This is a genomic window from Rhizobium sp. RM (assembly GCF_013390595.1).
Taxonomy (GTDB): domain Bacteria; phylum Pseudomonadota; class Alphaproteobacteria; order Rhizobiales; family Rhizobiaceae; genus Agrobacterium.
On the sequence record NZ_JACAWV010000008.1, the window covers coordinates 474,797 to 499,317 of the forward strand.

Genomic DNA, 24,521 nt, shown 5'->3' on the forward strand with positions numbered 1-24,521 from the left:
CCGTTGTTACTTCAGGTTCTTGCTGACAATCGATGCCATTTCGTCAGCCGTGGTAATGACCTTGGAGTTCATTTCGTACGCACGCTGCGCCGTGATGAGATCCGTGATTTCCTTGACGGCATCGACGTTGGAGCCTTCGAGATAGGATTGCTTGATGTATCCGTAGCTCGGATCATCCGGCACGCCGATCACGGCATCGCCCGACGCCGGTGTCTGTGCGAAGAGGTTATCGCCGAGCGGCTTCAGGCCAGCCTCGTTGGCAAAGTTCGCAATCGTCAACTGACCGAGTTCGGTGAACTCCGTTGCGTTACCAATACGTGCCGTCACCTGCCCGGTGCGGGTGATGGTGATGTCGGTGGCGTCAGTCGGAATGTTGACGTTCGGGATGACGTTATAGCCATCAATCGTCACCAGATCGCCGTCGGCATTCTTGTTGAATGCGCCGGCACGGCTGTAAAGCGTCGAGCCGTCGGCGGCTTCGATCTGGAACCAGCCCTGGCCGATGATTGCAACGTCGAGATTGTTGCCGGTCTCGATCAGGTTGCCCTGGGTGTGAATATTGCGGACAGCCGATGTCTGCACACCAAGACCGATATTGGCGCCTTCCGGAACGATCGCCTGGTTGGCGCGGTTCGGCACGCCCTGCATACGCTCAGTCTGATAAAGAAGGTCGGTAAACTCCGCACGTGCGCGCTTGTAGCCGGTGGTGTTGATGTTCGCGATGTTGTTGGCGATGACTTCCAGGTTGGTCTGCTGGGCGTCCATACCGGTCGCAGCGATGGCAAGAGCTCTCATGTCTTTACTTTCCTGCTGGTGCTAGATCTGCATCTTTGTGATGTCGAGGTAAGCCGTGACGATCTTGTCGCGGAGCGCGATTGCCGTCTGCAGCGACTGCTCGGCGGACAACATTGCGTCGACCACTTCGCGGGTGTTTGCTTTGCCCTGAATGCCTTCGAACGACGCCACTTCCGCTTTTTTCAGATTGTTCATCGCGTCGACGGACATGTTGCCGAGAACGTTGGCGAAGCTCATGCCGGTCTGCTGGCCGGGTGTCGTCTGCTGGCTGCCGAGCACGTTTTCCGTCAGGGACGAAACGCTGTTTGCACCACGCGTCAGGGAGAGGGAGCTGAGCTGTTTGATACCGTCAATCATTGTGATGCTTTCAGAAGGTCGATGGTGGAGGCAACGAGGTCACGCGTCTGGCGGATGACCTGAAGATTGGCGTCATAGCTGCGGTTTGCTTCGCGCATGTCTGCCATTTCGATCAGGATGTTGACGTTCGGCATCTTCACCATGCCGTTGCCATCGGCTGCCGGGTTGCCGGGATCGTATTCGTGGGTGAAGTCACCCTTGTCTTCGCCGAGCTTCTTGACCGTGACGCGTTCGACGCCGCTGGCGCGATCCAGCTCGGAACCGAAGGTGACGGTCTTGCGGCGATAGGGATCAGCGCCAGGTGTGTCGCCGGTCGACCGGGCGTTGGCGATGTTTTCCGAAACGATACGCAGACGCGTGGACTGCACTTCCAGTCCGCTGCCGGCGATCTTGCTTGCCGCGCTCAAGGGGTCCATCAGTTTACCTCTTTACCGTCATCAACATCATGCGATGGAAGGATTTGACGAGATTGGCGTTCAGGTCGTACTGACGCTTGATCTCACCGGTCTTGGTCATTTCAGATGCCAGAGCGACCGTGTTGCCGGATTCCTGAATGCCAATTTCGTTGTTGGCCTCCGTATCGCGGACCTCGACGTTTTCGCTGAGATTGCTGGCACCGAAATGGGCAGGATGAGTCTTTGCCATGCCAACCTGCTGATCGGTTGACTGCATGACAGCCTCAAACGGGCTGATATCCTTCGCGCGGAATTTGGGGGTGTTGGCGTTGGCAATGTTGGTCGCCACGACTTCCTGCCGCACGCTCAGCCATTCCGCTTGGCGGGATGCCAGTTCGAACAGTTGAATCGGTTGCATAGACTTCTCCATTTCGTATGGCCGGAACCTACGGGACCAATCTTGCGTCAGACTTACGGAAGAGGTCGAAGATGGAAAAGACGCAGTTCCCTGCCGATTGGCGAGCGTGACAAACAAAAAAGCGCGCCGTTTCAGGGCGCGCTTTTGTTTGAAAATTTAAGGGCTTAGCGTTCGGGGTAATATGTCTTTCCGGCCGATGTCTCGATCAGCCATTCGCCGTCGCGCTGCTCGATCTTGGTCAGCAAAGCGTTGTCTGGAAGTGTTGAACCGATCCGCACCATGTAGAGGCCCGAACCATCCTCGATCAGTGCACGACCGTTTGCGACATGCAGCAGCCGGAACGAGGTCTTGCCCGGGAACGGCTGATCAGCTCGTCCTGCAGCAAGATCGTTCTGTTTCTCCTTGCCGTCTTCACTGACGGTCGCGGTGGTCAGCATATCAGGCAGCTCTACCGGTGGCATATCTGCCTTGTTACGGTTGGTCATTGCCATCGGAGAAACGCTGAACACTTCACGTGGTCCCGTATGCGGCAGGTCTCGTGTGCGGTCACCACTTGCGACCTTCATGCCGAACTTGTCTTCATTGAAAAAGACGTACCAGGGAAAGAAGGCAGCCGCTGCTGCAAGCCCGATACCGGTCCAGGCGAGGATGCGATCGGGGGTGAAAAAGACCTTCTTTGGTAGGTCCGTGCCGTTGTCGATAGTGTTTTTCTGTTGGCGTTTCACGGGTCAGACCCTTCTCTGGTTGGCCTGCGCCTGCATGCCGCCACGCAAGGCGGTTGCCAGATCGGCATAGGCGTCCTCGGCTGCCGGATCGCTCGGAAGCTGTTTCAGCGTTTCGTAGATAATGGGAACCTGTTTGACCGCCATATCGAGATCAGGATCGGTTCCCTGCCGATAGCCGCCGATGAGACGAAGATCGCGTGTCTCTTCGAAGCGGTGCACCAGCGCCTTCAGGCGGGATACCAGCTTTTCCTGATCCGGTGTCCATGCCTTCTTGGCGAGACGCGAGATGGATGACAACGGGTTGATGGGCGGATAACGCCCTTCTTCGGCGAGGCTTCTATCCAGTACGATGTGGCCATCGAGAATACCGCGGGTGGAGTCGGCGATCGGGTCATTGTGATTATCGCCGTCGACCAGAATGGAAACGATTGCGGTGATGGTGCCGGTGCCTTCGGCGCCAGGACCCGCACGCTCCAGCAGGCGCGGCAACTCGGTAAAGACCGACGCCGGGTAACCACGTGCCACGGGCGGTTCACCAGAGGCAACTGCCACTTCACGGATCGCGTGTGCAAAGCGTGTGACGCTGTCGATGATGAGAAGAACGTTGTCACCCTTATCGCGGAAATGCTCTGCGATGGTGACAGCGGACAACGGTGCCATCTTGCGCAACATCGGGCTCTCGTCACTCGTTGCGACGACGGCGATCGACTTCACCATATTGTCGCCCATCGTGTCTTCGATGAACTCGCGCACTTCACGTCCGCGTTCGCCGACAAGGGCAATCACTACCTTGTCGAAGGCATCGGCCTTGGCCAGCATCGAAAGCAGGGTCGATTTGCCGACGCCCGAACCGGCGAAGATGCCGAGGCGCTGACCCAGGCAAAGTGGCGAAAAGATATCGATTGCCCGAACACCTGTCTTGAATGGTGTTTCGACCCGCTTTCGCGTCATGGACGGAGGGGCATTGTTGGAAATCGAGCGTCGATCCGTCCCGGAGGACAGGGGGCCGCCGCCATCGATCGGTTCGCCAAGCGCATTGATCGTGCGTCCGCACCAGCTATCGTCGGGGGCAACGCGAAAAGCCCCCTTGCGGATCACCGTGTCGTGGATACCGATAGGCTCGCCCGGCTCGATAGGGCAGACATAGCAGATATCCGGTTCGACACGGACCACTTCGCCGAGATGGATTCCGGTCGCACTGCGATGCGCGACGAACTCGCCAAGCCTGACATGACGCGAAAGACCGGACACCGTGTAGTGTCCGGCTGCAATGGTCCTCACATGACCGCCCGGAGCAATCGAAAAATCCGGGTTGGCATAGTGTTCCGCCAGGCTGGCGAGCTGGGCGAGTTTGGGTGAAATCGCCTTGGCCGAAAGCAGGGAGTCCTGCGCTTTCATCCGTCAAATCCTCAGCGGGCGCCGCCCAGTGTCTTGATGCCTTCAGCGAAGGTGGATTCCGTGTCGCGCATCAACGAAGAGATGCTTTCGAACGCACGGTTGACCTGGATGAGCTGCGTCATCTGCGAAATGCCGTTGACGTTGGACTCTTCGACATAGCCCTGAACGACACCGATCTCGTGATTGTTGGCAACGGGAACGGGCTGTGCGACAGGCTTTACGCCGCTGTTTGGATGGCGCAGGAAACCTTGCGAAAGATCTGCCTGAAAGATGCCGAGCGTTGCGGCGATATTGTCATTCTGGCGGATTGCGCCATCGAGACCGACAGTGATAGGGCCGCCATTCGGGTTCAACTGGATAGGGCCACCGCCCGCATCGAGAACCGGATACCCGTTTGAAGAAATCAGCGCGCCATCCGGACGCATGCTGAAGCGGCCGTCACGGGTCAGCACTTGGCCATCCGGCGTGTCCAGCGAAAACCATGCGTCGCCCTTGATGGCGAAATCGAAAGAGTTGCCGGTCTGCTCGAAAGCGCCCTGTTGCGTGGAAAGATAGTCGTTACCCTGCGAAACGAACGCGATCTTCGCGTTCATGTCATTGCGGGTCTTGGCAATCATCTCGTCGAATTTGACCTCGGAGCCGCGAAAGCCGACCGTGTTCACGTTCGCCATGTTGTCGGAGATGGTGGTGAGACGACGCTCAAGCGCGATCTGCGAGGAAAGGGCGACGTAAAGTCCGGATTGCATATCATTTGCCTCCGAGTTTCAGGGAATTGATGGAAAGCAGCAGGTCCGGCGAGATGCCGTAGCCGCTGGAAGAGCCGAAAACGGCGAGCGGGTCGTATGTTGTCGAAGGATTTTCCATTTCCCACATGATGGTGAAGCGCTCGAGGAGCTTTCCTACCTTCTCGGGGTCTTGCAGATCCTTGATATTGATCGTTTTTTCGATGAGTGCCGCCTGTTTGTCGACATCGGTCGCGGCGAACTCGTCGGGCAGGTTGAAAGCCGTGCGGAAAACCTGCGCCAGCGCGTCATCCGCCAGAAAATCCATGCCGGAGGTGATCGTCGGCGCCATCCGCTCGAAATAAAGCGCGAGCCGCACGCCGGTGTTGTCGTCGCCGGCTGATTGCTCCAGCGTCGTGCGGTTATATTTGCTGATGACGCCGGATTTCGCCGCGTCCGTGGAGGTTGCCGCTGCACCGTCGGCGGCAAAATTCAGGGATTTCGCCAGGTCGGCGTAACGGCTGTCTGACAGCTTGTTGGCAAAGGCGTCCTTGTTGTCCACGCCCTCCGTCAGAACCTTGCGGATGAAGGCCTTGGCATAGGCCATGTCTTCCAGGCCGTGTGCCTTGAGAGCGTAATTATAAAGCCGCGTGTCGGCCATGAAATCGTCGATGGATTTCACGTCCGATATCTTTGACAAATAGTATTCGGTTTCCCGCGCCACATCCGGTTGCTTGGACACGCGGTCGAGCGATTTGCCGATGTCTTGGCTGATCAACTGGTAGCTGGTGTAGGTCGACGTCACGGGGAATACCGTTCTCTTGTTGATGGCAAGGCACAAATCTGCCTTTGCACCCATTGTGACGCCGGTTGCTTGCGCGAAACTGTTTGCTGGAACGGTGATGAACGCGGGCCGCGGACAGGTTCACGCAAGCCACATTTTCTAGAGATGGTCGCATGGAACACTGTTCGGGCGTGGGCGATCAATGAATATTGTAATTGGACTTGTAATCACCTTCGGCTGCATCATCGGCGGCTATATGGCGATGGGCGGTCATCTGGACGTCCTCGTTCAGCCGTTTGAATTGGTGATCATCGGAGGCGCGGGCCTCGGCGGCTTCATCATGGCAAACCCGATGAAGGTCGTGAAAGATTCGGGTAAGGCGCTGGGAGAGGCTTTCAAGCACTCGGTTCCCAAGGAGCGCAATTATCTCGACGTTCTCGGCGTGCTCTATTCGCTGATGCGCGATCTGCGCACGAAGTCGCGAAACGAGATCGAAGCGCATATCGACAACCCGGACGAATCCTCGATCTTCCAGGCGGCACCCTCGGTTCTGAAGAACAAGGAACTGACCTCTTTCATCTGTGACTATGTGCGCCTGATCATCATCGGCAACGCGCGCAGCCACGAGATCGAGGCGCTGATGGACGAGGAAATCGAAACCATCCTGCACGACAAGCTGAAGCCCTACCATGCGATTACGACCATGGGCGATTCCTTCCCGGCCATCGGTATCGTCGCGGCGGTTCTGGGTGTTATCAAGGCCATGGGCAAGATCAACGAATCGCCGGAAGTGCTTGGCGGCCTGATCGGCGCGGCGCTTGTCGGCACCATGCTCGGCATCATTCTGTCCTACTCGATCTGCAACCCGCTCGCATCGCAGGTCAAGATCGTCCGCACCAAACAGCACCGTCTCTACATCATCGTCAAGCAGACGTTGATTGCCTACATGAACGGCTCCGTGCCGCAGGTGGCGCTGGAATACGGCCGCAAGACGATCTCCAACTACGAGCGTCCTTCGATCGATGCCGTTGAGCAGGAAATGATGAATCCTGGCGGCGAAAACAAGGCGGCATGACGATGGCACAAGCGGCACAGCAACACGCACCGACAATCGATTCCGCACTGCTGGCGAAACTCACGGGCGGTCTGTCCGACCGCAAGACGGTCGCCAAGATCGGCACGGACATCGGTCGCCTCTATAGCGAATTTCTTCCGGATATCTTCCATAGCGAAACCGGAATCGCCATCGAGGTCGAATATGTCGGCTCCGAATCGGGCCTGATGACCGATCTGATCGCAAACGTCGGCGAGAATTTCTCGGTTGCCGATTGCTCGCTGCGCAACTGGTGCCCCAACTTCATGATGGCGCTCGGCAACGGTTTTGTCATTGCCTTGATGGAACGCATGCTCGGTGCCGCTCCCGACACCATCGGCGAGCCTGATGAGCGCAGCCTGTCGCACATCGAAATCGATCTTGCCGCAATGGTCATGGGTCGCATCGCAGGCGTTCTGCGTTCCGGCGTGAATGCACCTGGTGGTTTTGAGGCGACGATCGATCCGCCTTTCAATTCCAACGGCAAAAGTGCCTTCGATGAGCAGCTCGCCGGCCTTTATGGCATGACGATCCGCATGAAGATCGTCATCGGCAAGGTCGCTTCCGAATTCGTTCTTATCGTTCCGCAGCGTCCGTTGCTCAAGACGTCCATTGTGGCTCCCAAGCCTTCCGCCCAGGCGTTGAAGAAGCAGGAAGAGTGGATGGACATGATTTCGGAGCAGGTAAAGCGATCGCAGGTCACGCTCGAAGCGCGAATCACGCTCGAGACGCTGACGCTGAAGACGATCTCGAGACTGATGGTGGGCGACGTCATTCCATTCCAGGCCGCAAAACAGGACGATATCGGTGTTGAGGTGAGCGCCAATGGCTCGAAGCTCTACAATTGCGAGTTCGGCAAGTCCGGTGAGCGCTACATGGTTCGTGTCAAAAACAATGTCAGTACGGATGACGAGATCCTACGACATTTGATGAGTTAAAACTTGGCCTACCCTTCGCGGGTTTTGGGCAGGCTGACGCAAGTTTCAAAGGGAATAATCAGCGCATGGCTACGAAGAAAACACCTGTGACCGACGATACGACGCTGCCGTCACTTGATGACGGCAACGATATCGATCAGGCTATCGGCGATCTGCGCGGCGTTCTAAAAACGGACGCGGAAGGCTCTCTTTCCGGTTTTGGCGACTTCGGTGATTTCGGAGACGTGGGCGATGCAGCGCAGGATACAGATCTTTCAGCTTTCGGCGGTGGCGCCGGGAGCTTTGCAAGCGACAGCTTCGCAATGGACGACTTTTCGGCAACGTCCGATGTTGCTGGCGTCAAGGCGCCACTCGGCAGCGGTCTGTCGGACAATCTCGATCTCATCATGGACATTCCGATTGATGTCCAGATTGTTCTCGGCACAAGCCGTATGCTGGTGTCGGGTCTGATGAGCCTCGAGGAAGGCGCAACCATCGCGCTCGACCGTAGGATTGGCGAACCCGTCGAGATCATGGTCAATGGTCGCCGCATTGCGCGCGGCGAGATTACTGTTCTTGAAGATGACGATACGCGCTTCGGCGTAAAATTGATTGAAGTACTGAGTACAAGAAAAGCCTGATCCCTGTGGGGACGGAGAGGAAAGACCATGATGGACTTTGAGGATTTCGGTAACCCTGTGGCGGGGAAGCCGTTGTCTCAGGCCGACAAGGCGGCCGCTGTGCTTCTGGCCATGGGAAAAGGCGTCGCAGGCAAGCTGCTGAAATTTTTCACGCAGCATGAACTGCAGATGATCATTTCCTCGGCCCAGACGCTGCGCGTCATTCCTCCCGACGAGCTGGCTCAGATCGTTGCCGAGTTCGAGGACCTGTTCACGGAAGGAACAGGTCTCATGGACAACGCCAAAGCCATCGAAAGCATTCTCGAAGAAGGGCTTACGCCGGAAGAGGTCGACAGTCTTCTCGGCCGTCGCACGGCCTTCCAGGCTTACGAAGCGTCGATCTGGGATCGGCTTCAGGATGCAGAGCCTGGTTTTGTCGGCAAGTTCCTGTTGCGCGAACATCCGCAGACCATCGCTTATATCCTCTCCATGCTGCCATCGTCCTTCGCGGCGAAGGTTCTTCTGACCATTCCCGAAGAGCAGCGTGCCGACATCATGAACCGAACGGTCAACATGAAGGAAGTCAGCCCGACGGCCGCTCAGATCATCGAAAAGCGTGTGGTGAACCTCATCAACGAAATCGAGGCAGAGCGGAATGCGGGTGGCTCCACGAAGGTCGCAGACCTCATGAACGAACTCGACAAGCCGCAGGTCGATACCCTGCTCAGCTCTCTCGAAACGCTCAGCAAGGAAGCTGCCAACAAGGTCAAGCCGAAGATCTTCCTCTTCGACGACCTCATGTTCATGCCGCAGCGCAGCCGTGTCATGCTTCTCAACGACGTTTCCGGCGATGTACTCACCATGGCGCTGCGTGGCGCCACGGCCGAGATCAAGGAATGTGTCCTGTCCAGCATCAGCCCGCGTCAGCGCCGCATGATCGAATCGGACCTCGCCGTTCCGCAGGCATCGATCAACACCCGCGAAGTGGCCATCGCCCGCCGCGCCGTCGCACAGGAAGCCATCCGTCTGGCGAATTCCGGACAGATCCAGCTCAAGGACGTTGCCGAAGCCACCCAATCGGCAGCCGCCTGAGCGGAAGCCGGTTGATAACCCGGCCGCGTACCGGGAAGGGCGTTGCGATCCGCAACCCTGATCGTTAGTTTCCTGACAACGGGCCTGCCGGTATCGGTGGGCCCTTTTTTATCGCGGGGAACGGGCCGTGTCGGACGAGGACAAGGACAGTAAAACAGAAGCCCCCACGGAGAAAAAAATCCGTGATGCGGCCGAAAAAGGCAATCTTCCGTTTTCCAGGGAAGTGCCGATCTTTGCATCCTCGCTCGCCTTTTACTGCTATCTCGTCTTTTTCCTGCCTGAAGGTGCCGGGCGCATCGGCGAAACTTTGAAAGACCTTTTCGGTCAGCCGGAGCAATGGAACCTGAGTGCCAGCCCGGATGTCACGTCTCTGCTGTTCTTTCTCGGCATGGCAATCGCCAATCTGCTCTTGCCGGCCATGTTGCTGTTCATGGTTTTCGGTCTGGCTTCATCCATTTTCCAAAACCTGCCGTCACCGGTGCTGGAACGGGTACGACCGCAATGGTCTCGCGTGTCCCCGGCGGGAGGGTTCAAACGCATCTACAGTGTCCAGGGTTTTGTCGAATTCGGGAAGTCTCTTTTCAAGATCCTGATTGTCTCGATCATCATGTTCTTCGCGCTGCGCGGAGAATACTACAACATCATCGATCTGATGTTTTCCGACCCTCAGGTCATTTTCGTCAAGCTGATCGATGTCGTTAAAAAAATGATGATCGTCATTCTGCTGTCGACGGCACTTCTGGCGGCGGTTGACCTGTTATGGACGCGCCATCACTGGTTCAGCCAGTTGAAGATGAGCAAGCAGGAAGTGAAGGACGAATTCAAACAGTCGCAGGGCGACCCGGTCGTCAAATCCCGCCAGCGCTCGATTGCCCGCGATCGTGCTCGCCGCCGCATGATCAACAATGTCCCACGCGCCACGCTGGTGATCGCCAACCCGACGCACTTTGCGGTGGCACTCCGTTATGTCCGCGAAGAAAGCGACGCGCCGATCGTCGTCGCCAAGGGGCAGGACCTTATCGCATTGAAAATCCGTGAGATTGCGGAGAAGAACGATATCCCCGTTTTTGTCGATCCTCCGCTTGCGCGCTCCATGTTTGCGCAAGTCTCGACCGATAATGTGATTCCACCAGTCTTTTACAAGGCTGTGGCTGAACTCGTGCATCGGGTTTACGCCAGGAAATCACCGAAATTACGGGTTCAATAATTAGATGAAAAAATGCCCTTATTCTGAACAGCGAGAAATGATCGTAGCAGAGGCTATCAACCCTGTAGCGACGGAATTGCGCCTGCTCGATCCGGCTGATTTGATTTCATTGCTCCGTTTCGAGTGCTACGGCAGTATCGCCGACCTCGTGTCTTCGGCTGCGGAGCTTTATTACCATCCCGGTACCATCAATTTCGGTGCGGGTGGGGAATATAAATTAGAATGGGAAGGCGTTCCCGAAGTTGTTATCGATCTGGAATTGAAACCACGTGGCGCCACTGTCTATGCGCAATTGACGCTCGCCGCAGAACATGCGGCAATCGAAATCAATCATATTTCCTTCCAGAACCCATCGGATAATCCGGACGAAAATACGGAGTTTCTGCGTCGCAGCTTCCGCGAGGCACGTTTTGTCTCCAGTCGTCAGGACGAGGCGGCCTGATTCTCTTCAGGTTGTATGGTGAAAAAATGCTGCGCCTGCCGCGTGTGTTAGGCGCAGTCTTCGTTTGTGGAGCTATTTCTGCCTCACCACAGGCTCTAGCTTGCCTGAAACCTTCGGCATTGATTGAATCTACTAACGAAAATTAAGGAATGGCTTGCAAATCGGCTGAGTTGTTTGTTACGTATCGAATTAACGATTTGTTAACGAACGACAGGTCGCGATGGCGGTTTCAAGCCATCGCTGATGCGCATGATGCTTCTGGTCGTTTCCGGCAAGGCGCCGGATTTTCCCTGACAGTACGAACTGAGCGGAACTCATGACCAGCATTTTGACCAATGCGGCAGCTATGGCTGCGCTGCAGACCCTTCGCATGATCGACAAGAGCCTTGAAACGACGCAGGCGCGCGTTTCCTCGGGCTATCGCGTCGAAACGGCGGCCGACAATGCAGCCTACTGGTCGATTTCCACGACGATGCGGTCCGACAACACAGCGCTTTCTGCAGTGCAGGACGCGCTCGGCCTCGGCGCGGCGAAGGTCGATACCGCCTACGACGCGCTTGAAAGCACCATCGAAGTCGTCAAGGAGATCAAGGCAAAGCTGGTTGCCGCCTATGGCGTCGGCGCTGACCGCGGCAAGATTCAGGACGAAATCGAGCAGCTCCAGGAGCAGCTGAAAAGCATTTCCGAATCGGCATCGTTCTCCGGCGAGAACTGGCTGCAGGCAAGCATCAGCGATGGCGGTACGCCGCCTTCCGAAACGCCGATCACCAAGAAGGTTGTCGCGTCCTTCACGCGAACCGGTTCTGGCAGCGTTGGCGTTACGACCGTCAACTATGTGCTTGATAGCAGCGCCGTCCTGTTCGACCTCAGCGGTGGAAAGTTCGGCATTCTGGACAAGGACGCGGTTTTCGTCGCCAACGACGAATATCAGGTTCACCAGACGTCCACCGATACCGGTGTCACGTCCTCGACTGGATACGTCGTTCCAAAGCTGACGGATGCGCAAATCGGCGCTTTGGGCACGACGGACACCAATACCGATCCATCGGTTTATAGTGATGGCTCGAACAATTATCTGCGTCTGGCTGAAAATGTCTGGGTTCCGGTGACCACCACCGATCCTTCGAGCGGCACGGCAACCGTGTCGCCGGCCTATACGGATACGGGTAACACCGCGTGGTTTTACGATACGTCTGCGGCCTCGCTCTCCTCCGATCGGACGCTGAGCTTCTCCGTCTCGACGATGTCTCTCGACAAGCTCGATGTCGTTGCCGCAGCAATGAGCGCATTTACCGGCGGCGCTGTCACCTACACCGATGCAGACGCGATCGATGTGATGATGTCCTTCGTTGACAAGCAGCTTGAGGCGATGACCAGCACGGCCTCCAGCCTTGGTTCGCTGCAGAGCCGTATCGACATGCAGGAAAACTTCGTTTCCAGCCTGATGGACGTTATCGACAAGGGTATCGGTCGCCTCGTTGATGCTGACATGAACGAAGAATCGACCCGCTTGAAGGCGCTTCAGACGCAGCAGCAGCTCGGTATCCAGGCTCTGTCGATCGCAAACGCGAACGCCGAAAACATTCTTCAGCTCTTCAAATAAGCGGCTCGCGCGCCGGCAAAGGCGCCAGCGCGTGGCTGAACTGAGAGCCAGAGGAAGGAAACGGCCTCATCTTCATCCTCGCACAAGTTTGGACACCTAACGTCATTGCAATGTCGAATAGGCCGCTATGTGCGAACTGGCGGGAAGTGTCGTTGAAGAGACGGGCAAGGTAGCAAGAATGACGGTGATGCCGCTGAACGGCTTTGATCGCAAACAACAAGATGAATGCCCGTCCGCCGGCCTGATATCCGGAGGTCGGGCATGAGTGCTTCGATTTCGCGATATCTGAAGGACTTTGGCGATACCCAGCCAAGCAGCCTGCCTTTCGCCGATCACGCCGCAGATACGGACGGTTTCCCGGATTTTCCGGAAATCTCGTCGGATTTCGGGAGCCCTGAAACGGTTGATCCCGAAAGCGAAAAGCGTGACGCCTACGCCAAAGGTCACGAGGACGCGACCCGTGAACTGACAGAGAAGATGCAGGCTGAGCGCGATGAACTTATCGCTGCTCACGCAGCCGAGCTTGAGACGCTTCGTTCGGCCTATCTCGAGGAATTGGCCGCCCGTATCGATTCGCGACTGCGTGAAGGCATCAATGCTATCGCTGCAAATCTGAGCGAACAGACAGCCGGTATCCTGGCACCGGTCCTTTCCGACAAGCTGTCTTCGAAGGCCGTTTCGGCATTGGCGGACGTCGTTCGGACCTCGATGCCGGATGGTGAGGCCGTCACGCTTGTCGTCAAGGGACCGAAGGTTCTGTTCGAGACGCTGAAAGCGCAACCGGGTTTTGAAGAAGTCGGGATGAAGTTTACCGAAACCACAGATGTCGATCTTTCTGTCGAGGTGGATGAAAGCGTCTTCGTGACGCGCATGTCCGCCTGGGCCTCCAGCCTTCGCAAGGTGATGAAATGAGTGAAGGCGAAAATCACCACCACGGCAAGAACGAGATCATCATCGTCAAACGCCACAAGGGTGACCATGACGGCGCGCATGGCGGCGCCTGGAAGATCGCTTATGCCGACTTCATGACGGCGATGATGGCCTTCTTCCTTGTTATGTGGCTGGTCAATGCCGCAAACGAGGAAACCAAGGCTTCTGTTGCGAGCTATTTCAACCCGATCAAGCTTTCGGATGAAAAACCAACCTCGAAGGGGCTGGAAAAGCCGGTGGACAAGGCGGAAGGCGTTGAGAAAAACGAACGCTCCGACACCAAGGCCGAGAAAGTCACGAATGGATCGTCTGCAGCGACCGGTGAGGATTTGACCTCGCAAACCGGCGAGCAGGCCAACTACTCGGAAGCGGACTTCTTCGAAAATCCATATTCGGTTCTTGCTGAAATCGCTCAGGAAGTTGGCCAGCAGGCAAATGTCAGCGCCAAGGGCGAGGGCGGCGCTGCCGATTCCGGCCCTGCGACCGGCGCCAGTGGCGGCGAGGCTTATCGCGATCCTTTCGATCCGGACTTCTGGACGCAGCAGGTCAAGATCACCCGGGCCGACCAGCAGCCGCCTCAGCAGCAACAACAACAACAGCAGCAACAGCAGTCTGAGCAGCAAACTGAGCAGGCCGAAGTGTCTGTTGCCGAGAAGCCTGCAGAGAATGTTGCTACGAGCATGGATGTGGCCGCGGCGCATGACGAGCAGCAACAGAAGGTAGAGGGTGAAAAACCTGTCGAAATGGCGGTCGCCGTGCCCCAGCAAAGGCCTGACAAGGCCGAGCAGGCCGAACTTGCCAAGGAAGACGCGGCCGCTCAGCCTCCGGCAACAGCCGAACAGCAGGAGCAGGCGGATGATCTGCGCGAAGAAATCGAGAAGCAGATCTCCGGTGTCACCGGCAGGCTTGCTGAAGGACTGGTGGTCACTCCTGCCGAAGGTGGTTTGTTGCTGACAATCTCCGATCAGGCGGAAACGCCCATGTTCAATGTCGGATCTGCCGTGCCGAAGCGCGAAATGGTGCTTGCCATGGAAAAGATTGGCAAGCTTCTTCAGGAACGTGGTGGCAGCGTGGTCATTCGTGGTCATACCGACGGACGTCAGTTCAAGACCGAAGCCAATGACAACTGGCGACTTTCAATGGACCGTGCCCACAGCGCCTATTTCATGCTGGTTCGCGGTGGCTTGACGGAAGAGCGCGTGAAGCAGGTCTCCGGCTTTGCTGATCGTCGCCTGCAGGTGCCGGGCGATCCTTTGGCGGATGCCAACCGGCGCATCGAGATCCTGCTTGAGGCTGACCGGGGGTGAGTGTGACCAGATCCTCGAAACACTGGCTTCTTCTGGCGACCGTGCTCTGCGGTCTTGGTGCTGCGCCTGCAAGGGCGCAGGCACCGTCGCAGGATAATCTCGCGCCATATTCGATGATGCGATCCCTGCAATTCGTGCAGGATTCCGTCGCAATGGGCGACCATTCGGCTACCGAAATGCAGCGTTTTCTGCTCCAGACAATCGATGAGCGTCTGAAAAGCGCGCCTGCGGCCATATTCAAAGATTCGCGCAACGTTGACGCAGCTCTCGTCTACGCCATGAGCGGTGGCAACCCCGCGACACTGGAATTGCTTGTCGCCCGCGATGTGGATGGCAATTTTGACAGCCGCGTTGCCGATGTGCTGCGCAAATACCTGTCCGGCAAGGGTACGCTCGTGGCGCATAGCATTGCGGCGATGATACCCGAATATCGTGGTACCTCTCTGGGGGCCTACCTCGCTCTGATCGGCGGTAACGTCACGATCCCGAGAGATCCTGTTGCCGCTCTCGGCTTCTACGATATCGCCCGGCTGGAAGCGCCTGGGACGATTGTCGAGGAGGCGGCGTTGCGCCGTTCGCTTGCCATTGCCGTCGAAGATGGCGATGCGAGGAGAGGTTTTCTCTATGCGCAGCGTTACGCGCGTCGGTTCCTTCATTCGCCCTATGCGAGCCAGTTTGCGGACCTGCTGGTCTCCTTGGTGGTAAAGCGATCGGATTCGATTACGGAGACGGAAATAAAGGAAACCTTCGCGCTGATGGATGCCGAGCGTCAGAAGGAAGCGTATCTGCGTCTTTCGCGGCTTGCGGCCATCAGCGGTAAGGATTCGCTCGCGCGTATGGGCGCGCTGGCAGCGAAGTCCTTGTCTCCGGTCATGCCTGATTCACCGGAAGCGCAGGCCAATCTTTACGAAAGCCTGTCGAATATCGGCACACCCGACGTGGTGAGTGCGATTGAGACAATCGGGCAGATCCCCGAAGCGCAGCTTTCCGAGCGTGACAGGGCGTTGCGAGACGCCGCGAAGGCGATTGCCGAGCAGGTGGTGCGCCCGCCATCGATAAACGATGGGCGGCCGCAGGCAAAAGCGGCGGACGAAGAGGTGGTTGCCAAACAGGCGGGCGAGCAGGGAGTTCCGGAAGCCGGTTCGGCGGACGCTGCAGCCAAGGGCATATGGCGCAGTGGAGAACACAAGGCGGATGATCAGAGCGAAGGCGTCCGGCAACTCGTGACGAGTGGCCGAAGCAAGCTCGATGAAATCGATAGCCTGTTGAAAAAAGGCGAGGGAGCCCCATGATCGAGGCAAATATCAACGCGATAATGAACGCACCGTATTCCGATCCGCGGGCCGCCAATTCATCGGCGAAAGAGGACGGAAAAGGCGGTAGCTTCGGTGACGCCCTGTCGACGGTGAAGGATGACCGTCCCACACATAGCTCACACGCGAAGCCCGAGACGGATGCCAAGGCGTCGGAGCGCCCGCAAGGCGAGACGGATGATGCTGCGGAAAAGTCGAATTCTTCAAGCCGACGTCCCGCCAGCTTTCTGGACGTGATTGCAAACGAGCAGGCAACCGAGGGCAAGGATACGCGCCTGGCCGTTGAGCTGCAGAAAGCCGCGAAGCCTGACCGCGTGTCGCAGGAAAACGGCAAGACGGGCAAGAAGGACAAGGAAAAGTCCGAGGCCGAAACGACCAAAGCTGACGCAAAGAGCGCCGACGCGGATGTTGCTGTTCCCGAGATCCTCGTGATGCCGAACGCCAATACAGCCGCAACAAGAAGCCCTCTCGACGATATTGCCCAGGCGCTGGCTGGCAAGGTGGATACTGCCAGGTCCCAGAAGACGGGCAAAGGTGAAGACGCCAGGGAAAAGGTCGATCCTTCCCTGAAGGATCTTTCGGCTGCGCTCAAGGTTGCCGGCAATGATGAGCAGGCCGATACAGATAACAGTGGTGAGACTGGCGACTTCCGCTTTGCCTCCTCCAAGTCTGGGGCGGCCCGATCTCTGGACATGAGCACGGTTCAGCGTGATGCGCGGGTTGATTTCGACGTCAAGGAAAGCAGCGGCAAGTCAGCGGAGACGGTGACCGTGCTTGATTCACGGCGTTTCATTGGCCTCGCACCCTCTACCAACGCGTCTGCTTTGACAGGTCTTATCGCCAATGATCCGGAATGGGTCAGCGCGATGCAGCCTGGATCGTCGCTTTCCAACGCGGCGGCACAGTCCAGCACCGGTCAGGTCGTGCACACGTTGAAGCTTCATATGACGCCGATTGACCTCGGTTCTGTCACGATGTCGCTGCGTCTGTCCGGCGATGAGCTCGCTGTTCACATGACCGTCGACAGCATGGCGGCCTATAAAAAGCTTCAGGACGACAGCAAAAGCATTCTGGATGGTCTGAAAGCACAGGGACTGACGGTCGATAGCATCTCGATCAGCATCGCTTCTTCCGACAAGAGTGACCAAACTGGCACACAATCCAACAATCAGCAAAATCAGCAGACGCAGCATCAGGGCCAGCAGGCCGCAGACGGTCGCAACCGTGGCGAGTCTGGCGCCAGGGGCGGACAGCAGGGCGACAGAGATTTTTCGGGGGTGCGCAATGAAGGTATGGATGGCTCTGCGGGTTCTGCCCGTGCTGCTGGCGACACTGGCGTTTATCTCTGACGACGCCCACGCTTCGGCGACATCAGGTGTATGCGAAAGAGAAATTCAATCCGCTGCCCACAAGTACGGGGTGCCGGAAGGTATTCTCTATTCCGTTGGCTTGACGGAAACGGGTCGAAAGGGCCGCCTCGACCCTAACGCTATGAATATAGAGGGGAAAACGGTCTTTGCCGGCTCAACGGAAGAGGCCCTCACAACGTTCGAGGCGGCAAAACGGTCCGGTGCGAAGCTGATTGATCTCGGCTGCATGCAGATCAATCACTATTTCCACGGCGAAAATTTTACCTCGCCGCGCGACATGTTCGATCCGAAACGCAATGTGGAATACGCGGCGATGTTCCTGCGCAATCTCCACAACAGGCATGAAACCTGGACCATGGCAGTGGCCCGTTATCACGCCGGGCCGAACAACGACCCTGCTCAGAAGAAATATGTCTGCCGGGTGATCGCCAATCTCGTGGCGACGGGTTACGGAAAATGGACTCGCAATGCGAAAGATTTCTGCGACGGATAACAACCATTGATTGTCTTTTTGGGGTCCTGGTCCGGTAACCCTCAATGTGGCGACAGAAAGACAAAAAAATGGCGATGCAAGTCGCATTTTAATGAATTTTGAATTTTTTACACAAAAATTTTGTACCGATATTGGTTAACGGCTACTATATGTAGATCAAATCGGGACGAAATGGTTAATCAATTATTAATTTCTGCAGATGATTTCCTACAGTTGTCGCTGAATCCCTCGATTCGTACGAATGCCGCATCGGAAAACACCACACTGATTCGGAGGCGGACGAATGATCGTAGTGGTTGATGAGCGCGAGCTCGTTAAAGACGGCTATACTTCTCTATTTGGGCGCGAGGGCATTCCCTCGACGGGGTTTGACCCTGTCGAATTCGGGGAATGGGTCTCGACAGCGGCAGAAAGCGACCTCGCAGCAGTCGAGGCGTTTCTCATTGGTCAGGGCGACAGGGACTTTTGTTTGCCTAAGGCGATCAGAGATCGCTCGACGGCGCCGGTGATTGCAGTCAGCGATCAACCGTCGCTCGAGGCAACGCTGGCACTTTTTGACAGCGGCGTTGACGACGTCGTTCGCAAGCCTGTGCACCCACGTGAAATCCTTGCCCGAGCGGCGGCGATCCGTCGGCGGCTTCAGGTTATTTCGAACTTCACGGATGCAGGTCCGATCCGGGTGTTCTCGGACGGTCGCGATCCGGAGGTGGGCGGCGAGGTCTTCCCGTTGCCGCGCCGCGAGCGTCGCATTCTGGAATATTTGATTGCCAATCGCGGTCGTCGCGTTTCCAAGGCGCAGATCTTCAATGCGATCTACGGCATCTTTGATGATGACGTCGAAGAGAACGTCGTCGAAAGCCACATCAGCAAGCTTCGCAAGAAGCTGCGCAAGAAGCTCGGCTACGATCCGGTCGATTCCAAGCGGTTCCTTGGCTACAGCATTGATTGGCAATAATTTTCGTTAATCGCCGTGGTCTTCCTGAAACGCGGCGTTTCAGACAGCTTCACGCAAGCCCCAAGCTATACCTTCTCCCTGAAAGATGACCACGAGGGTTTTTGAATGAGTATTTTCGGCACTATGCGGACTGGCGTGTCCGGTATGAATGCGCAGGCAAACCGTTTGGGGACGGTTGGTGACAACATCGCCAACTCCAGCACGGTTGGCTACAAACGCGCTTCTACGGCGTTCTCGTCGATGGTACTCCCATCCTCGGCAGGGAACTACAACTCCGGCGGTGTTAGCTCCAACGTTCGCTACAGCATTTCGGAACAGGGCGGTTTCTCCTACACGTCCTCCCCGACTGACCTGGCGATCGATGGTGATGGCTTCTTCATCGTCACCGCGTCGAGAGACCCTGACGCGCCGCAGTACCTGACGCGCGCTGGCTCGTTTACGAGAGAGACTGTGGAAGAGCCTGCAGGCTCGGGTATCTACAAGACGTTCCTCAAGAACTCTGCTGGTTATTACCTGTTCACGCCGTCGCAGGCGACAGCTTCGAACAACCGTTTCCCGGGCAGCGTGGTCGAAATTCCCGGAGACGACATCCAGGCAACGCCGTCGACATCGGGTGCGCTGTCGCTCAACCTGAACAACGAGACGGCCGTTGGCGGCACCTTCAAGACCTCGCTGACCGGCTACGGTTATCAGGGCAAGGAAATTGTCTACGACGTCACCTACACAAAAACCGGTGACAATGCCTGGACCGTGTCCGTTACGGACACGGGCACCGGAACTGAGGTGGTTCCTGCGACGCCAATCACCTTTGATCCTTCGACGGGTGCAAAGGTAACCGGAACGAATGACATCCTGACCATTCCTGCGGTTGCTGGCCGAAACGCTGCCATCTCGCTCGATATCAGCGGTGCCAAGCAGCTCGCTTCCAAGAGCGACATCATCTCCGGCGGCTTGAACGGTAGCGGCGCTGCATCGGTCACGGAAGTCGTCTTCAATGAAGACGGCAGCATCGACCTGAAGTATGACAACGACGCCATCGTTTCGACCGGCAGCAGAATCATGCTCGCAACGGTTACGAGCCCTGACAACCTCGTGCCGATCAACGGTAACGCCTATAGCGCAAGCAACACGTCGGGTGTTCTGATTGCCAATGATCCGGGCTCCAAGGGCACCGGCAACCTGCTGATCAGCACGCTCGAGACCTCCAACGTCGACATCGCGAATGAACTCACTGAAATGATTGAGGCGCAGCGAATCTACTCCGCCAACTCCAAGGTTTTCCAGACCGGTTCCGAGTTGCTGGACGTGCTGGTCAATCTGAAGAGATAGTAATTCCCAAGAGGACAGATGAATGTCGCTCATGTCAGCAATGAATACTGCGCAGTCGATTTTCAATAATACGGGTAAGCAGACGGAAGTAACTTCGAAAAACATTGCCAATGTCGGCAATGCGAACTACGTCAAGCGAACCGCCATTCTTGGCACGACTATGTATGGTGCGAATATTGTCACCAATGGCCGTGCCCAGAATGAGAGCCTTCTCAGGCAGACAATCGCCAGCTCATCGCTCGCTTCAGGGCAGTCGACCGTTCTCGGTGGGCTCGAGGAGATGAAGAGCATTTTCGGTGGCAACGACTACGAAAGCTCGCCAGCAACCTACATGAGTGCGTTGCTGGAAAGCCTCGAAGGATACGCCGCCAAGCCAAGCGACTCCGCGCTGGCCGCGACGGCGGTAACGTCGGCCATTGATGTTGCCAACTCCCTGAACAAGGCTTCCCAGGAGCTGCAGTCAATTCGCCTGCGCGCCGACAAGGAAATCGTCCTTCAGGTCGACAAGCTCAACAGCCTTCTCTCCGACTTCGAGACTGCCAACAATGCGGTCAAGGGTGCAACGGCGTCTGGCCGTGATCCAAGCGATGCGCTGGATCAGCGTGATGCGCTTCTGAAGGAAATCTCCACGATCGTGGGTGTTTCCGTCGTGACGCGCGACAACAACGACATTGCTCTTTACACCTCGCAGGGTACCACTCTGTTCGAGACGATCCCGCGCAAGGTCACGTTTACGCCGCAGACGGCGTACGACGCGAACACGACAGGCAATTCGATCTTCATCGATGGCGTTGCGGTCAAGGCCGGTGACGGCAGCAACACCACCGCGGCGGGTTCGCTGGCCGGGCTTTTGCAGATCCGCGACGATTACGCGCCGACCATGCAGAGCCAGCTTGATGAAACAGCGCGTGGTCTTATCACCATGTTCGCTGAGAAGCCCGCCGACTCCACGAGCGGTCTTCCCGACATGCCGGGCCTCTTCACCTATGGTTCTCCACTGGCAACGACCATTCCGGCTGATGGAACTGTATCGCCTGGCCTCGCAGCCAGCATTACCGTCAACCCCGCGTTAATTATTTCGCAAGGTGGCAACCCGGAATTGTTGCGTGATGGCGGTATTAACGGTACCGATTATGTCATCAATACTTCGGGCACGGGTGGAACCGGGCTTTCCAAGCTGATCGACAGCTATGTGACGGCCTTCGATGCACCGATGAACTTTGACGCGTCGACGCGTATCGATACCAATACCAGCATTCTGAAATACGGCACCAATTCAATGGGTTGGCTGGAACAGGAGCGGTCTGGGGCGACTTCGGCATACGAAGCAAAAAGTGCGCTTTATGAGCGTTCTTCCACGTCCTACTCGAACAACACCGCAGTCAGCCTGGATGAAGAACTCTCGCTGCTGCTGGATATCGAGCAATCCTACAAAGCCGCGACGAAACTGGTGAGCACCATCGACGAGATGCTTCAGTCGTTGATGGATATGGCGAGGTAAACGATGAAAACGTCCTTCATTTCATCGCTGGCGATGCAGAACAGCATGCGCAGCACCATTCTCAAGGCTCAGCTTGAGATGACCAACCTCAACACCGAGCTGACAACGGGCAAGCATGCGGATATCGGTTTGGCGCTTGGCGCCAACACGGCGCGCAGCCTTGATCTCAACCGCGATGTCGCACGTCTGACGTCAATTGCAAGCGTGAACTCCATCGCAACCCAGCGTCTCGAAGCGTCGCAGGCGGCACTCGACAGCATGGCCAAGGCCGCTCAGGAAATCCAGAGCGTTCTGGTGCCGAACACTAGCGCCGAACCTCCGACACTTTCGACGGTTGTGCAGACCATTTCGAACGCGTTCAATAACTTCACCAGCTTTGCCAACACGGCTGTGAATGGCGAATTCCTGTTCTCTGGCATCAACACCGACGTGAAACCGGTCGACGATTATTTTGCCGACGATTCGAAACTGAAGGCTGCCTATAACGTCGAACTGAATGCGTTCATGGCGTCGCAGACGCCGGCAGTTGGTAACATTGCAGACCTGTCCAAGGAACAGGTCAGCGAGTTCATGACCCACATCGAAGGTGTATTCGCAGGCACCACGACGGTTACCAACCCGCCGCATACCGACCTGACGGCCGGCCAGGACTATGATTTCTGGACGACGTACGGTTCGCAGGCGAGCGACACGAACATGACCAGCCGTATCACTCAGAATGAGGTCGTGGAGACATCGACCAACAGCAATTCCGAGGGAATGCGTTATTTCGCGATGACGGCAATCACGTCCATGACCTTCCTGGACGAGAACGTTGACAGTGAAATTCGCGAAATGGTCGCTACGCAATCTGTCACGAACATCAACAAGGCCATCAGCGGCATCAACCAGCAGCAGAGCAAGCTCGGCCTCTCCGAAAGCCGTGTTTCCAAGGCAAATGATGCTCTGGCCGCCCAGAAAAAAATCATCGAGACCCATTTGCTGGATCTCGAGGGGATCGACACCTACGAGGCGAAAACCCGTCTCGATCTCCTCCAGCAGCAAATCGAAATCGCATACAGCCTCACGTCGCGTCTGCAGCAAATGAGTCTGGTAAACTACCTCTGATGATCAGAGGTGGCGGCAGATAAAGGATACATGAATGTACCAGTTTTCCTACGCCGAAATCATGGAGGATGGTGTCGCCGACGCGAAGGATCGCGAGCGGCAGGCGTTGACCAAATCGATCGATCTGCTGGCAGAGGCAAGGGACTCGACCTCGCAGCGGCATACGATCGAGGCGCTGTTTTACACGCGCCGGGTCTGGATTCGCTTCATTGAAGATCTCAAGCAACCGGACAACCAGTTGGCAACCGAACTCAGAGCCAATCTGATTTCAATCGCAATCTGGATTTTGAAAGAGTGCGAACTGATCCGGAAGCGCCAGTCTAAGAACTTCCAGGGCATAATTGACGTGACAACCATCATCAGGGATGGACTGAAATGAAAAGTACACTTCGAATTTCGCTGAAATCGGGCGAAAAGATTTTCATCAACGGCGCAGTTCTGCGTGTTGATCGCAAGGTAGCGCTGGAATTCCTGAACGATGTCACGTTCTTGCTTGAAAACCACGTGTTGCAGCCCGAGCAGGCGACGACGCCGCTGCGTCAGCTTTACTTCATCGCGCAGATGATCCTCATCAACCCGGAAGGGCGTGAGCAGTCTACCAACATGTTCCGCAAGTCCGTGAGCATGCTGCTGAACTGCTTCCAGCATGAAGAGGTCTTGGCGGAACTCAAGCGTATCGACGCGCTGGTTGCGACCGGCAAGGCGTTTGAAGCGCTGAAGGCGATCCGCGGTCTCTACCCGATCGAGGAAAAAATCCTCAGCAATCAGGAAATGGCTCCCGCAACGATTGAACAGATTCGCAAGGAGATCGCACCATGGCGGTAGATGCAGTTAGTTCGACAGCGTCGAACCCCTGGGCCAACGCCGGGGCAAGCAGTTCCGACAGTAGCGCAGCGTCGCTGAACTACGACAGCTTCCTGAAGCTTCTGATCGCCCAGATGAAAAATCAGGACCCGACCGAGCCGATGGATGCGAGCGCGCAGATGTCGCAGCTCGCAAGCTTCTCGCAGGTCGAACAGTCGATCAAGACGAACACGCACCTGAAGAGCATGCTGCAGGCTGAAGCGTTGACGCGTGCATCTGATCTCGTCGGCAAGACCGTCAAAAGCGCCGACGACAAGGTGACGGGCATCGTCAAGGAAGTCGAAGTCTATGCGGACGGCGTTATCGCCATCACCGAATCCGGTGATAAGGTTCTGATCCAGGCGGGCGTCACCTTCTCCAACACTGCAAGCAGTAGTACAACGACGGAGACCGAATCGGACACTTCGACCGATTCCTGATAAGTGAAGGCGGCAGGACGCCGCCTTTTCGGAACAAAGGATGCGACGATGAACGAGGCCGATGCGCTTGATATCATGCAGGCGGCAGTCTGGACGGTTCTCGTCGCGGCCGGTCCCGCTGTTTTGGCGGCGATGGTCGTCGGCGTCGTCATCGCCTTTATTCAGGCTTTGACCCAGATCCAGGAAATGACGCTGACATTCGTGCCGAAGATCGTCACGATCATGGTTGTTCTCGGGGTCGCCGCTCCCTTTGTCGGCGCTCAGATTTCGCTGTTTTCCAATCTCGTCTTTTCGCGCATCCAGTCCGGCTTCTAAACCGGGCAATGCGCTTGTGCCATTTTCGCGCAAGCTTCAGCCGCTAGTGA

28 protein-coding genes are annotated in these 24,521 nt (G+C 56.7%); 20 read left to right on the plus strand and 8 right to left on the minus strand.

What is annotated here, in order from left to right; translation table 11 throughout:
- Nucleotides 1-6: 6 nt before the first annotated feature.
- From flgG to HWX89_RS11310, 8 genes are all read right to left on the minus strand, one after another.
- Nucleotides 7-795, minus strand: coding sequence for a flagellar basal-body rod protein FlgG (flgG, locus tag HWX89_RS11275; RefSeq protein ID WP_138794563.1), 789 nt, complete (start codon nt 793-795; stop codon nt 7-9).
- A gap of 21 nt (nt 796-816) precedes the next feature.
- The gene (fliE, locus tag HWX89_RS11280) at nt 817-1,152 is read right to left on the minus strand and encodes a flagellar hook-basal body complex protein FliE (protein WP_138794564.1); all 336 of its coding nucleotides are present in this window, start codon (nt 1,150-1,152) and stop codon (nt 817-819) included.
- Nucleotides 1,149-1,568 carry a flagellar basal body rod protein FlgC gene (gene flgC / locus HWX89_RS11285; RefSeq protein ID WP_138794565.1) on the minus strand — a complete coding sequence of 140 codons (420 nt, stop codon included), beginning with the start codon at nt 1,566-1,568 and terminating at the stop codon, nt 1,149-1,151. Before flgC ends, fliE begins: the two co-directional genes overlap by 4 nt.
- A 4-nt stretch (nt 1,569-1,572) precedes the next feature.
- Nucleotides 1,573-1,965 (minus strand): flagellar basal body rod protein FlgB, encoded by a 393-nt coding sequence (gene flgB, locus HWX89_RS11290; RefSeq protein WP_138794566.1) that lies wholly within the window; start codon nt 1,963-1,965, stop codon nt 1,573-1,575.
- Between the two features lie 164 nt (nt 1,966-2,129).
- Nucleotides 2,130-2,666: a hypothetical protein gene (locus HWX89_RS11295; RefSeq protein WP_422646308.1), complete on the minus strand. Its 537-nt coding sequence runs from the start codon at nt 2,664-2,666 to the stop codon at nt 2,130-2,132.
- Between the two features lie 27 nt (nt 2,667-2,693).
- Nucleotides 2,694-4,088 carry a flagellar protein export ATPase FliI gene (gene fliI, locus HWX89_RS11300; protein WP_138794568.1) on the minus strand — a complete coding sequence of 465 codons (1,395 nt, stop codon included), beginning with the start codon at nt 4,086-4,088 and terminating at the stop codon, nt 2,694-2,696.
- Nucleotides 4,089-4,099: 11 nt separating this feature from the next.
- Complete coding sequence (flgF, locus tag HWX89_RS11305; RefSeq protein WP_138794569.1) at nt 4,100-4,834, minus strand: flagellar basal-body rod protein FlgF; 735 nt, start codon at nt 4,832-4,834, stop codon at nt 4,100-4,102.
- A gap of 1 nt (nt 4,835) precedes the next feature.
- The gene (locus tag HWX89_RS11310; RefSeq protein WP_138794947.1) at nt 4,836-5,615 is read right to left on the minus strand and encodes a DUF1217 domain-containing protein; all 780 of its coding nucleotides are present in this window, start codon (nt 5,613-5,615) and stop codon (nt 4,836-4,838) included.
- 181 nt (nt 5,616-5,796) lie between these two features.
- On the opposite strand from HWX89_RS11310, the gene motA reads away from it, so the two are divergent.
- The 20 genes from motA to fliQ all read left to right on the plus strand — a co-directional run bounded on the left by motA (nt 5,797) and on the right by fliQ (nt 24,471).
- A complete protein-coding gene (gene motA, locus HWX89_RS11315; protein WP_138794570.1) occupies nt 5,797-6,669 on the plus strand; it encodes a flagellar motor stator protein MotA in 873 nt (290 codons plus the stop codon).
- Nucleotides 6,666-7,625 (plus strand): FliM/FliN family flagellar motor switch protein, encoded by a 960-nt coding sequence (locus tag HWX89_RS11320; RefSeq protein WP_138794571.1) that lies wholly within the window; start codon nt 6,666-6,668, stop codon nt 7,623-7,625. The genes motA and HWX89_RS11320 overlap by 4 nt, the downstream gene beginning before the upstream one ends.
- Before the next feature lie 65 nt (nt 7,626-7,690).
- Nucleotides 7,691-8,245, plus strand: coding sequence for a flagellar motor switch protein FliN (gene fliN, locus HWX89_RS11325; protein WP_138794572.1), 555 nt, complete (start codon nt 7,691-7,693; stop codon nt 8,243-8,245).
- A gap of 27 nt (nt 8,246-8,272) precedes the next feature.
- Entirely contained in the window at nt 8,273-9,316 is a 1,044-nt protein-coding gene (fliG, locus tag HWX89_RS11330) for a flagellar motor switch protein FliG (protein ID WP_178340709.1), read from the plus strand.
- 127 nt (nt 9,317-9,443) lie between these two features.
- Entirely contained in the window at nt 9,444-10,523 is a 1,080-nt protein-coding gene (gene flhB, locus HWX89_RS11335; RefSeq protein ID WP_138794574.1) for a flagellar biosynthesis protein FlhB, read from the plus strand.
- Between the two features lie 4 nt (nt 10,524-10,527).
- Nucleotides 10,528-10,965: a BspJ family T4SS effector nucleomodulin gene (locus HWX89_RS11340; RefSeq protein WP_138794575.1), complete on the plus strand. Its 438-nt coding sequence runs from the start codon at nt 10,528-10,530 to the stop codon at nt 10,963-10,965.
- Between the two features lie 316 nt (nt 10,966-11,281).
- Nucleotides 11,282-12,568 (plus strand): flagellin N-terminal helical domain-containing protein, encoded by a 1,287-nt coding sequence (locus tag HWX89_RS11345; RefSeq protein WP_138794576.1) that lies wholly within the window; start codon nt 11,282-11,284, stop codon nt 12,566-12,568.
- Nucleotides 12,569-12,829: 261 nt separating this feature from the next.
- Nucleotides 12,830-13,480, plus strand: coding sequence for a hypothetical protein (locus HWX89_RS11350; RefSeq protein WP_138794577.1), 651 nt, complete (start codon nt 12,830-12,832; stop codon nt 13,478-13,480).
- The gene (locus HWX89_RS11355; RefSeq protein WP_138794578.1) at nt 13,477-14,805 is read left to right on the plus strand and encodes a MotB family protein; all 1,329 of its coding nucleotides are present in this window, start codon (nt 13,477-13,479) and stop codon (nt 14,803-14,805) included. The genes HWX89_RS11350 and HWX89_RS11355 overlap by 4 nt, the downstream gene beginning before the upstream one ends.
- Nucleotides 14,802-16,097: a chemotaxis protein MotC gene (gene motC / locus HWX89_RS11360; protein ID WP_138794579.1), complete on the plus strand. Its 1,296-nt coding sequence runs from the start codon at nt 14,802-14,804 to the stop codon at nt 16,095-16,097. Before HWX89_RS11355 ends, motC begins: the two co-directional genes overlap by 4 nt.
- Nucleotides 16,094-17,467, plus strand: a complete 1,374-nt coding sequence (locus HWX89_RS11365) for a flagellar hook-length control protein FliK (protein WP_138794580.1) — start codon at nt 16,094-16,096, stop codon at nt 17,465-17,467. The genes motC and HWX89_RS11365 overlap by 4 nt, the downstream gene beginning before the upstream one ends.
- Entirely contained in the window at nt 17,415-17,981 is a 567-nt protein-coding gene (locus HWX89_RS11370; RefSeq protein WP_178340742.1) for a lytic transglycosylase domain-containing protein, read from the plus strand. Before HWX89_RS11365 ends, HWX89_RS11370 begins: the two co-directional genes overlap by 53 nt.
- Before the next feature lie 283 nt (nt 17,982-18,264).
- A complete protein-coding gene (rem, locus tag HWX89_RS11375; protein ID WP_138794581.1) occupies nt 18,265-18,936 on the plus strand; it encodes a transcriptional activator Rem in 672 nt (223 codons plus the stop codon).
- 105 nt (nt 18,937-19,041) lie between these two features.
- Nucleotides 19,042-20,265 carry a flagellar hook protein FlgE gene (locus HWX89_RS11380; RefSeq protein WP_138794582.1) on the plus strand — a complete coding sequence of 408 codons (1,224 nt, stop codon included), beginning with the start codon at nt 19,042-19,044 and terminating at the stop codon, nt 20,263-20,265.
- A 22-nt stretch (nt 20,266-20,287) separates the two neighbouring features.
- The gene (gene flgK, locus HWX89_RS11385) at nt 20,288-21,766 is read left to right on the plus strand and encodes a flagellar hook-associated protein FlgK (RefSeq protein ID WP_138794583.1); all 1,479 of its coding nucleotides are present in this window, start codon (nt 20,288-20,290) and stop codon (nt 21,764-21,766) included.
- A 3-nt stretch (nt 21,767-21,769) separates the two neighbouring features.
- A complete protein-coding gene (locus HWX89_RS11390) occupies nt 21,770-22,873 on the plus strand; it encodes a flagellar hook-associated family protein (protein WP_138794584.1) in 1,104 nt (367 codons plus the stop codon).
- Between the two features lie 34 nt (nt 22,874-22,907).
- Nucleotides 22,908-23,252, plus strand: coding sequence for a flagellar biosynthesis regulator FlaF (gene flaF / locus HWX89_RS11395; RefSeq protein ID WP_138794585.1), 345 nt, complete (start codon nt 22,908-22,910; stop codon nt 23,250-23,252).
- Nucleotides 23,249-23,698, plus strand: a complete 450-nt coding sequence (gene flbT, locus HWX89_RS11400; protein WP_138794586.1) for a flagellar biosynthesis repressor FlbT — start codon at nt 23,249-23,251, stop codon at nt 23,696-23,698. The genes flaF and flbT overlap by 4 nt, the downstream gene beginning before the upstream one ends.
- Nucleotides 23,689-24,156: a flagellar hook assembly protein FlgD gene (flgD, locus tag HWX89_RS11405; protein ID WP_138794587.1), complete on the plus strand. Its 468-nt coding sequence runs from the start codon at nt 23,689-23,691 to the stop codon at nt 24,154-24,156. The genes flbT and flgD overlap by 10 nt, the downstream gene beginning before the upstream one ends.
- Nucleotides 24,157-24,204: 48 nt before the next feature.
- The gene (gene fliQ / locus HWX89_RS11410) at nt 24,205-24,471 is read left to right on the plus strand and encodes a flagellar biosynthesis protein FliQ (RefSeq protein ID WP_138794588.1); all 267 of its coding nucleotides are present in this window, start codon (nt 24,205-24,207) and stop codon (nt 24,469-24,471) included.
- Nucleotides 24,472-24,521 lie beyond the last annotated feature (50 nt).

What these genes read in the sequence shown, in the direction of transcription:
- fliQ (WP_138794588.1), top strand. Translation starts at nt 24,205, where the DNA reads ATGAACGAGGCCGATGCGCTTGATATCATGCAGGCGGCAGTCTGGACG.
- flbT (WP_138794586.1), top strand. Translation starts at nt 23,249, where the DNA reads ATGAAAAGTACACTTCGAATTTCGCTGAAATCGGGCGAAAAGATTTTC.
- flgD (WP_138794587.1), top strand. Translation starts at nt 23,689, where the DNA reads ATGGCGGTAGATGCAGTTAGTTCGACAGCGTCGAACCCCTGGGCCAAC.
- rem (WP_138794581.1), top strand. Translation starts at nt 18,265, where the DNA reads ATGATCGTAGTGGTTGATGAGCGCGAGCTCGTTAAAGACGGCTATACT.
- fliN (WP_138794572.1), top strand. Translation starts at nt 7,691, where the DNA reads ATGGCTACGAAGAAAACACCTGTGACCGACGATACGACGCTGCCGTCA.
- fliE (WP_138794564.1), bottom strand. Translation starts at nt 1,152, where the DNA reads ATGATTGACGGTATCAAACAGCTCAGCTCCCTCTCCCTGACGCGTGGT.
- HWX89_RS11365 (WP_138794580.1), top strand. Translation starts at nt 16,094, where the DNA reads ATGATCGAGGCAAATATCAACGCGATAATGAACGCACCGTATTCCGAT.
- flgB (WP_138794566.1), bottom strand. Translation starts at nt 1,965, where the DNA reads ATGCAACCGATTCAACTGTTCGAACTGGCATCCCGCCAAGCGGAATGG.
- HWX89_RS11390 (WP_138794584.1), top strand. Translation starts at nt 21,770, where the DNA reads ATGAAAACGTCCTTCATTTCATCGCTGGCGATGCAGAACAGCATGCGC.
- flaF (WP_138794585.1), top strand. Translation starts at nt 22,908, where the DNA reads ATGTACCAGTTTTCCTACGCCGAAATCATGGAGGATGGTGTCGCCGAC.
- flgK (WP_138794583.1), top strand. Translation starts at nt 20,288, where the DNA reads ATGTCGCTCATGTCAGCAATGAATACTGCGCAGTCGATTTTCAATAAT.
- HWX89_RS11320 (WP_138794571.1), top strand. Translation starts at nt 6,666, where the DNA reads ATGACGATGGCACAAGCGGCACAGCAACACGCACCGACAATCGATTCC.
- fliI (WP_138794568.1), bottom strand. Translation starts at nt 4,088, where the DNA reads ATGAAAGCGCAGGACTCCCTGCTTTCGGCCAAGGCGATTTCACCCAAA.
- HWX89_RS11355 (WP_138794578.1), top strand. Translation starts at nt 13,477, where the DNA reads ATGAGTGAAGGCGAAAATCACCACCACGGCAAGAACGAGATCATCATC.
- HWX89_RS11380 (WP_138794582.1), top strand. Translation starts at nt 19,042, where the DNA reads ATGAGTATTTTCGGCACTATGCGGACTGGCGTGTCCGGTATGAATGCG.
- HWX89_RS11345 (WP_138794576.1), top strand. Translation starts at nt 11,282, where the DNA reads ATGACCAGCATTTTGACCAATGCGGCAGCTATGGCTGCGCTGCAGACC.
- motA (WP_138794570.1), top strand. Translation starts at nt 5,797, where the DNA reads ATGAATATTGTAATTGGACTTGTAATCACCTTCGGCTGCATCATCGGC.
- flgC (WP_138794565.1), bottom strand. Translation starts at nt 1,568, where the DNA reads ATGGACCCCTTGAGCGCGGCAAGCAAGATCGCCGGCAGCGGACTGGAA.
- HWX89_RS11340 (WP_138794575.1), top strand. Translation starts at nt 10,528, where the DNA reads ATGAAAAAATGCCCTTATTCTGAACAGCGAGAAATGATCGTAGCAGAG.
- HWX89_RS11350 (WP_138794577.1), top strand. Translation starts at nt 12,830, where the DNA reads ATGAGTGCTTCGATTTCGCGATATCTGAAGGACTTTGGCGATACCCAG.
- HWX89_RS11370 (WP_178340742.1), top strand. Translation starts at nt 17,415, where the DNA reads ATGGCTCTGCGGGTTCTGCCCGTGCTGCTGGCGACACTGGCGTTTATC.
- flgF (WP_138794569.1), bottom strand. Translation starts at nt 4,834, where the DNA reads ATGCAATCCGGACTTTACGTCGCCCTTTCCTCGCAGATCGCGCTTGAG.
- fliG (WP_178340709.1), top strand. Translation starts at nt 8,273, where the DNA reads ATGATGGACTTTGAGGATTTCGGTAACCCTGTGGCGGGGAAGCCGTTG.
- flgG (WP_138794563.1), bottom strand. Translation starts at nt 795, where the DNA reads ATGAGAGCTCTTGCCATCGCTGCGACCGGTATGGACGCCCAGCAGACC.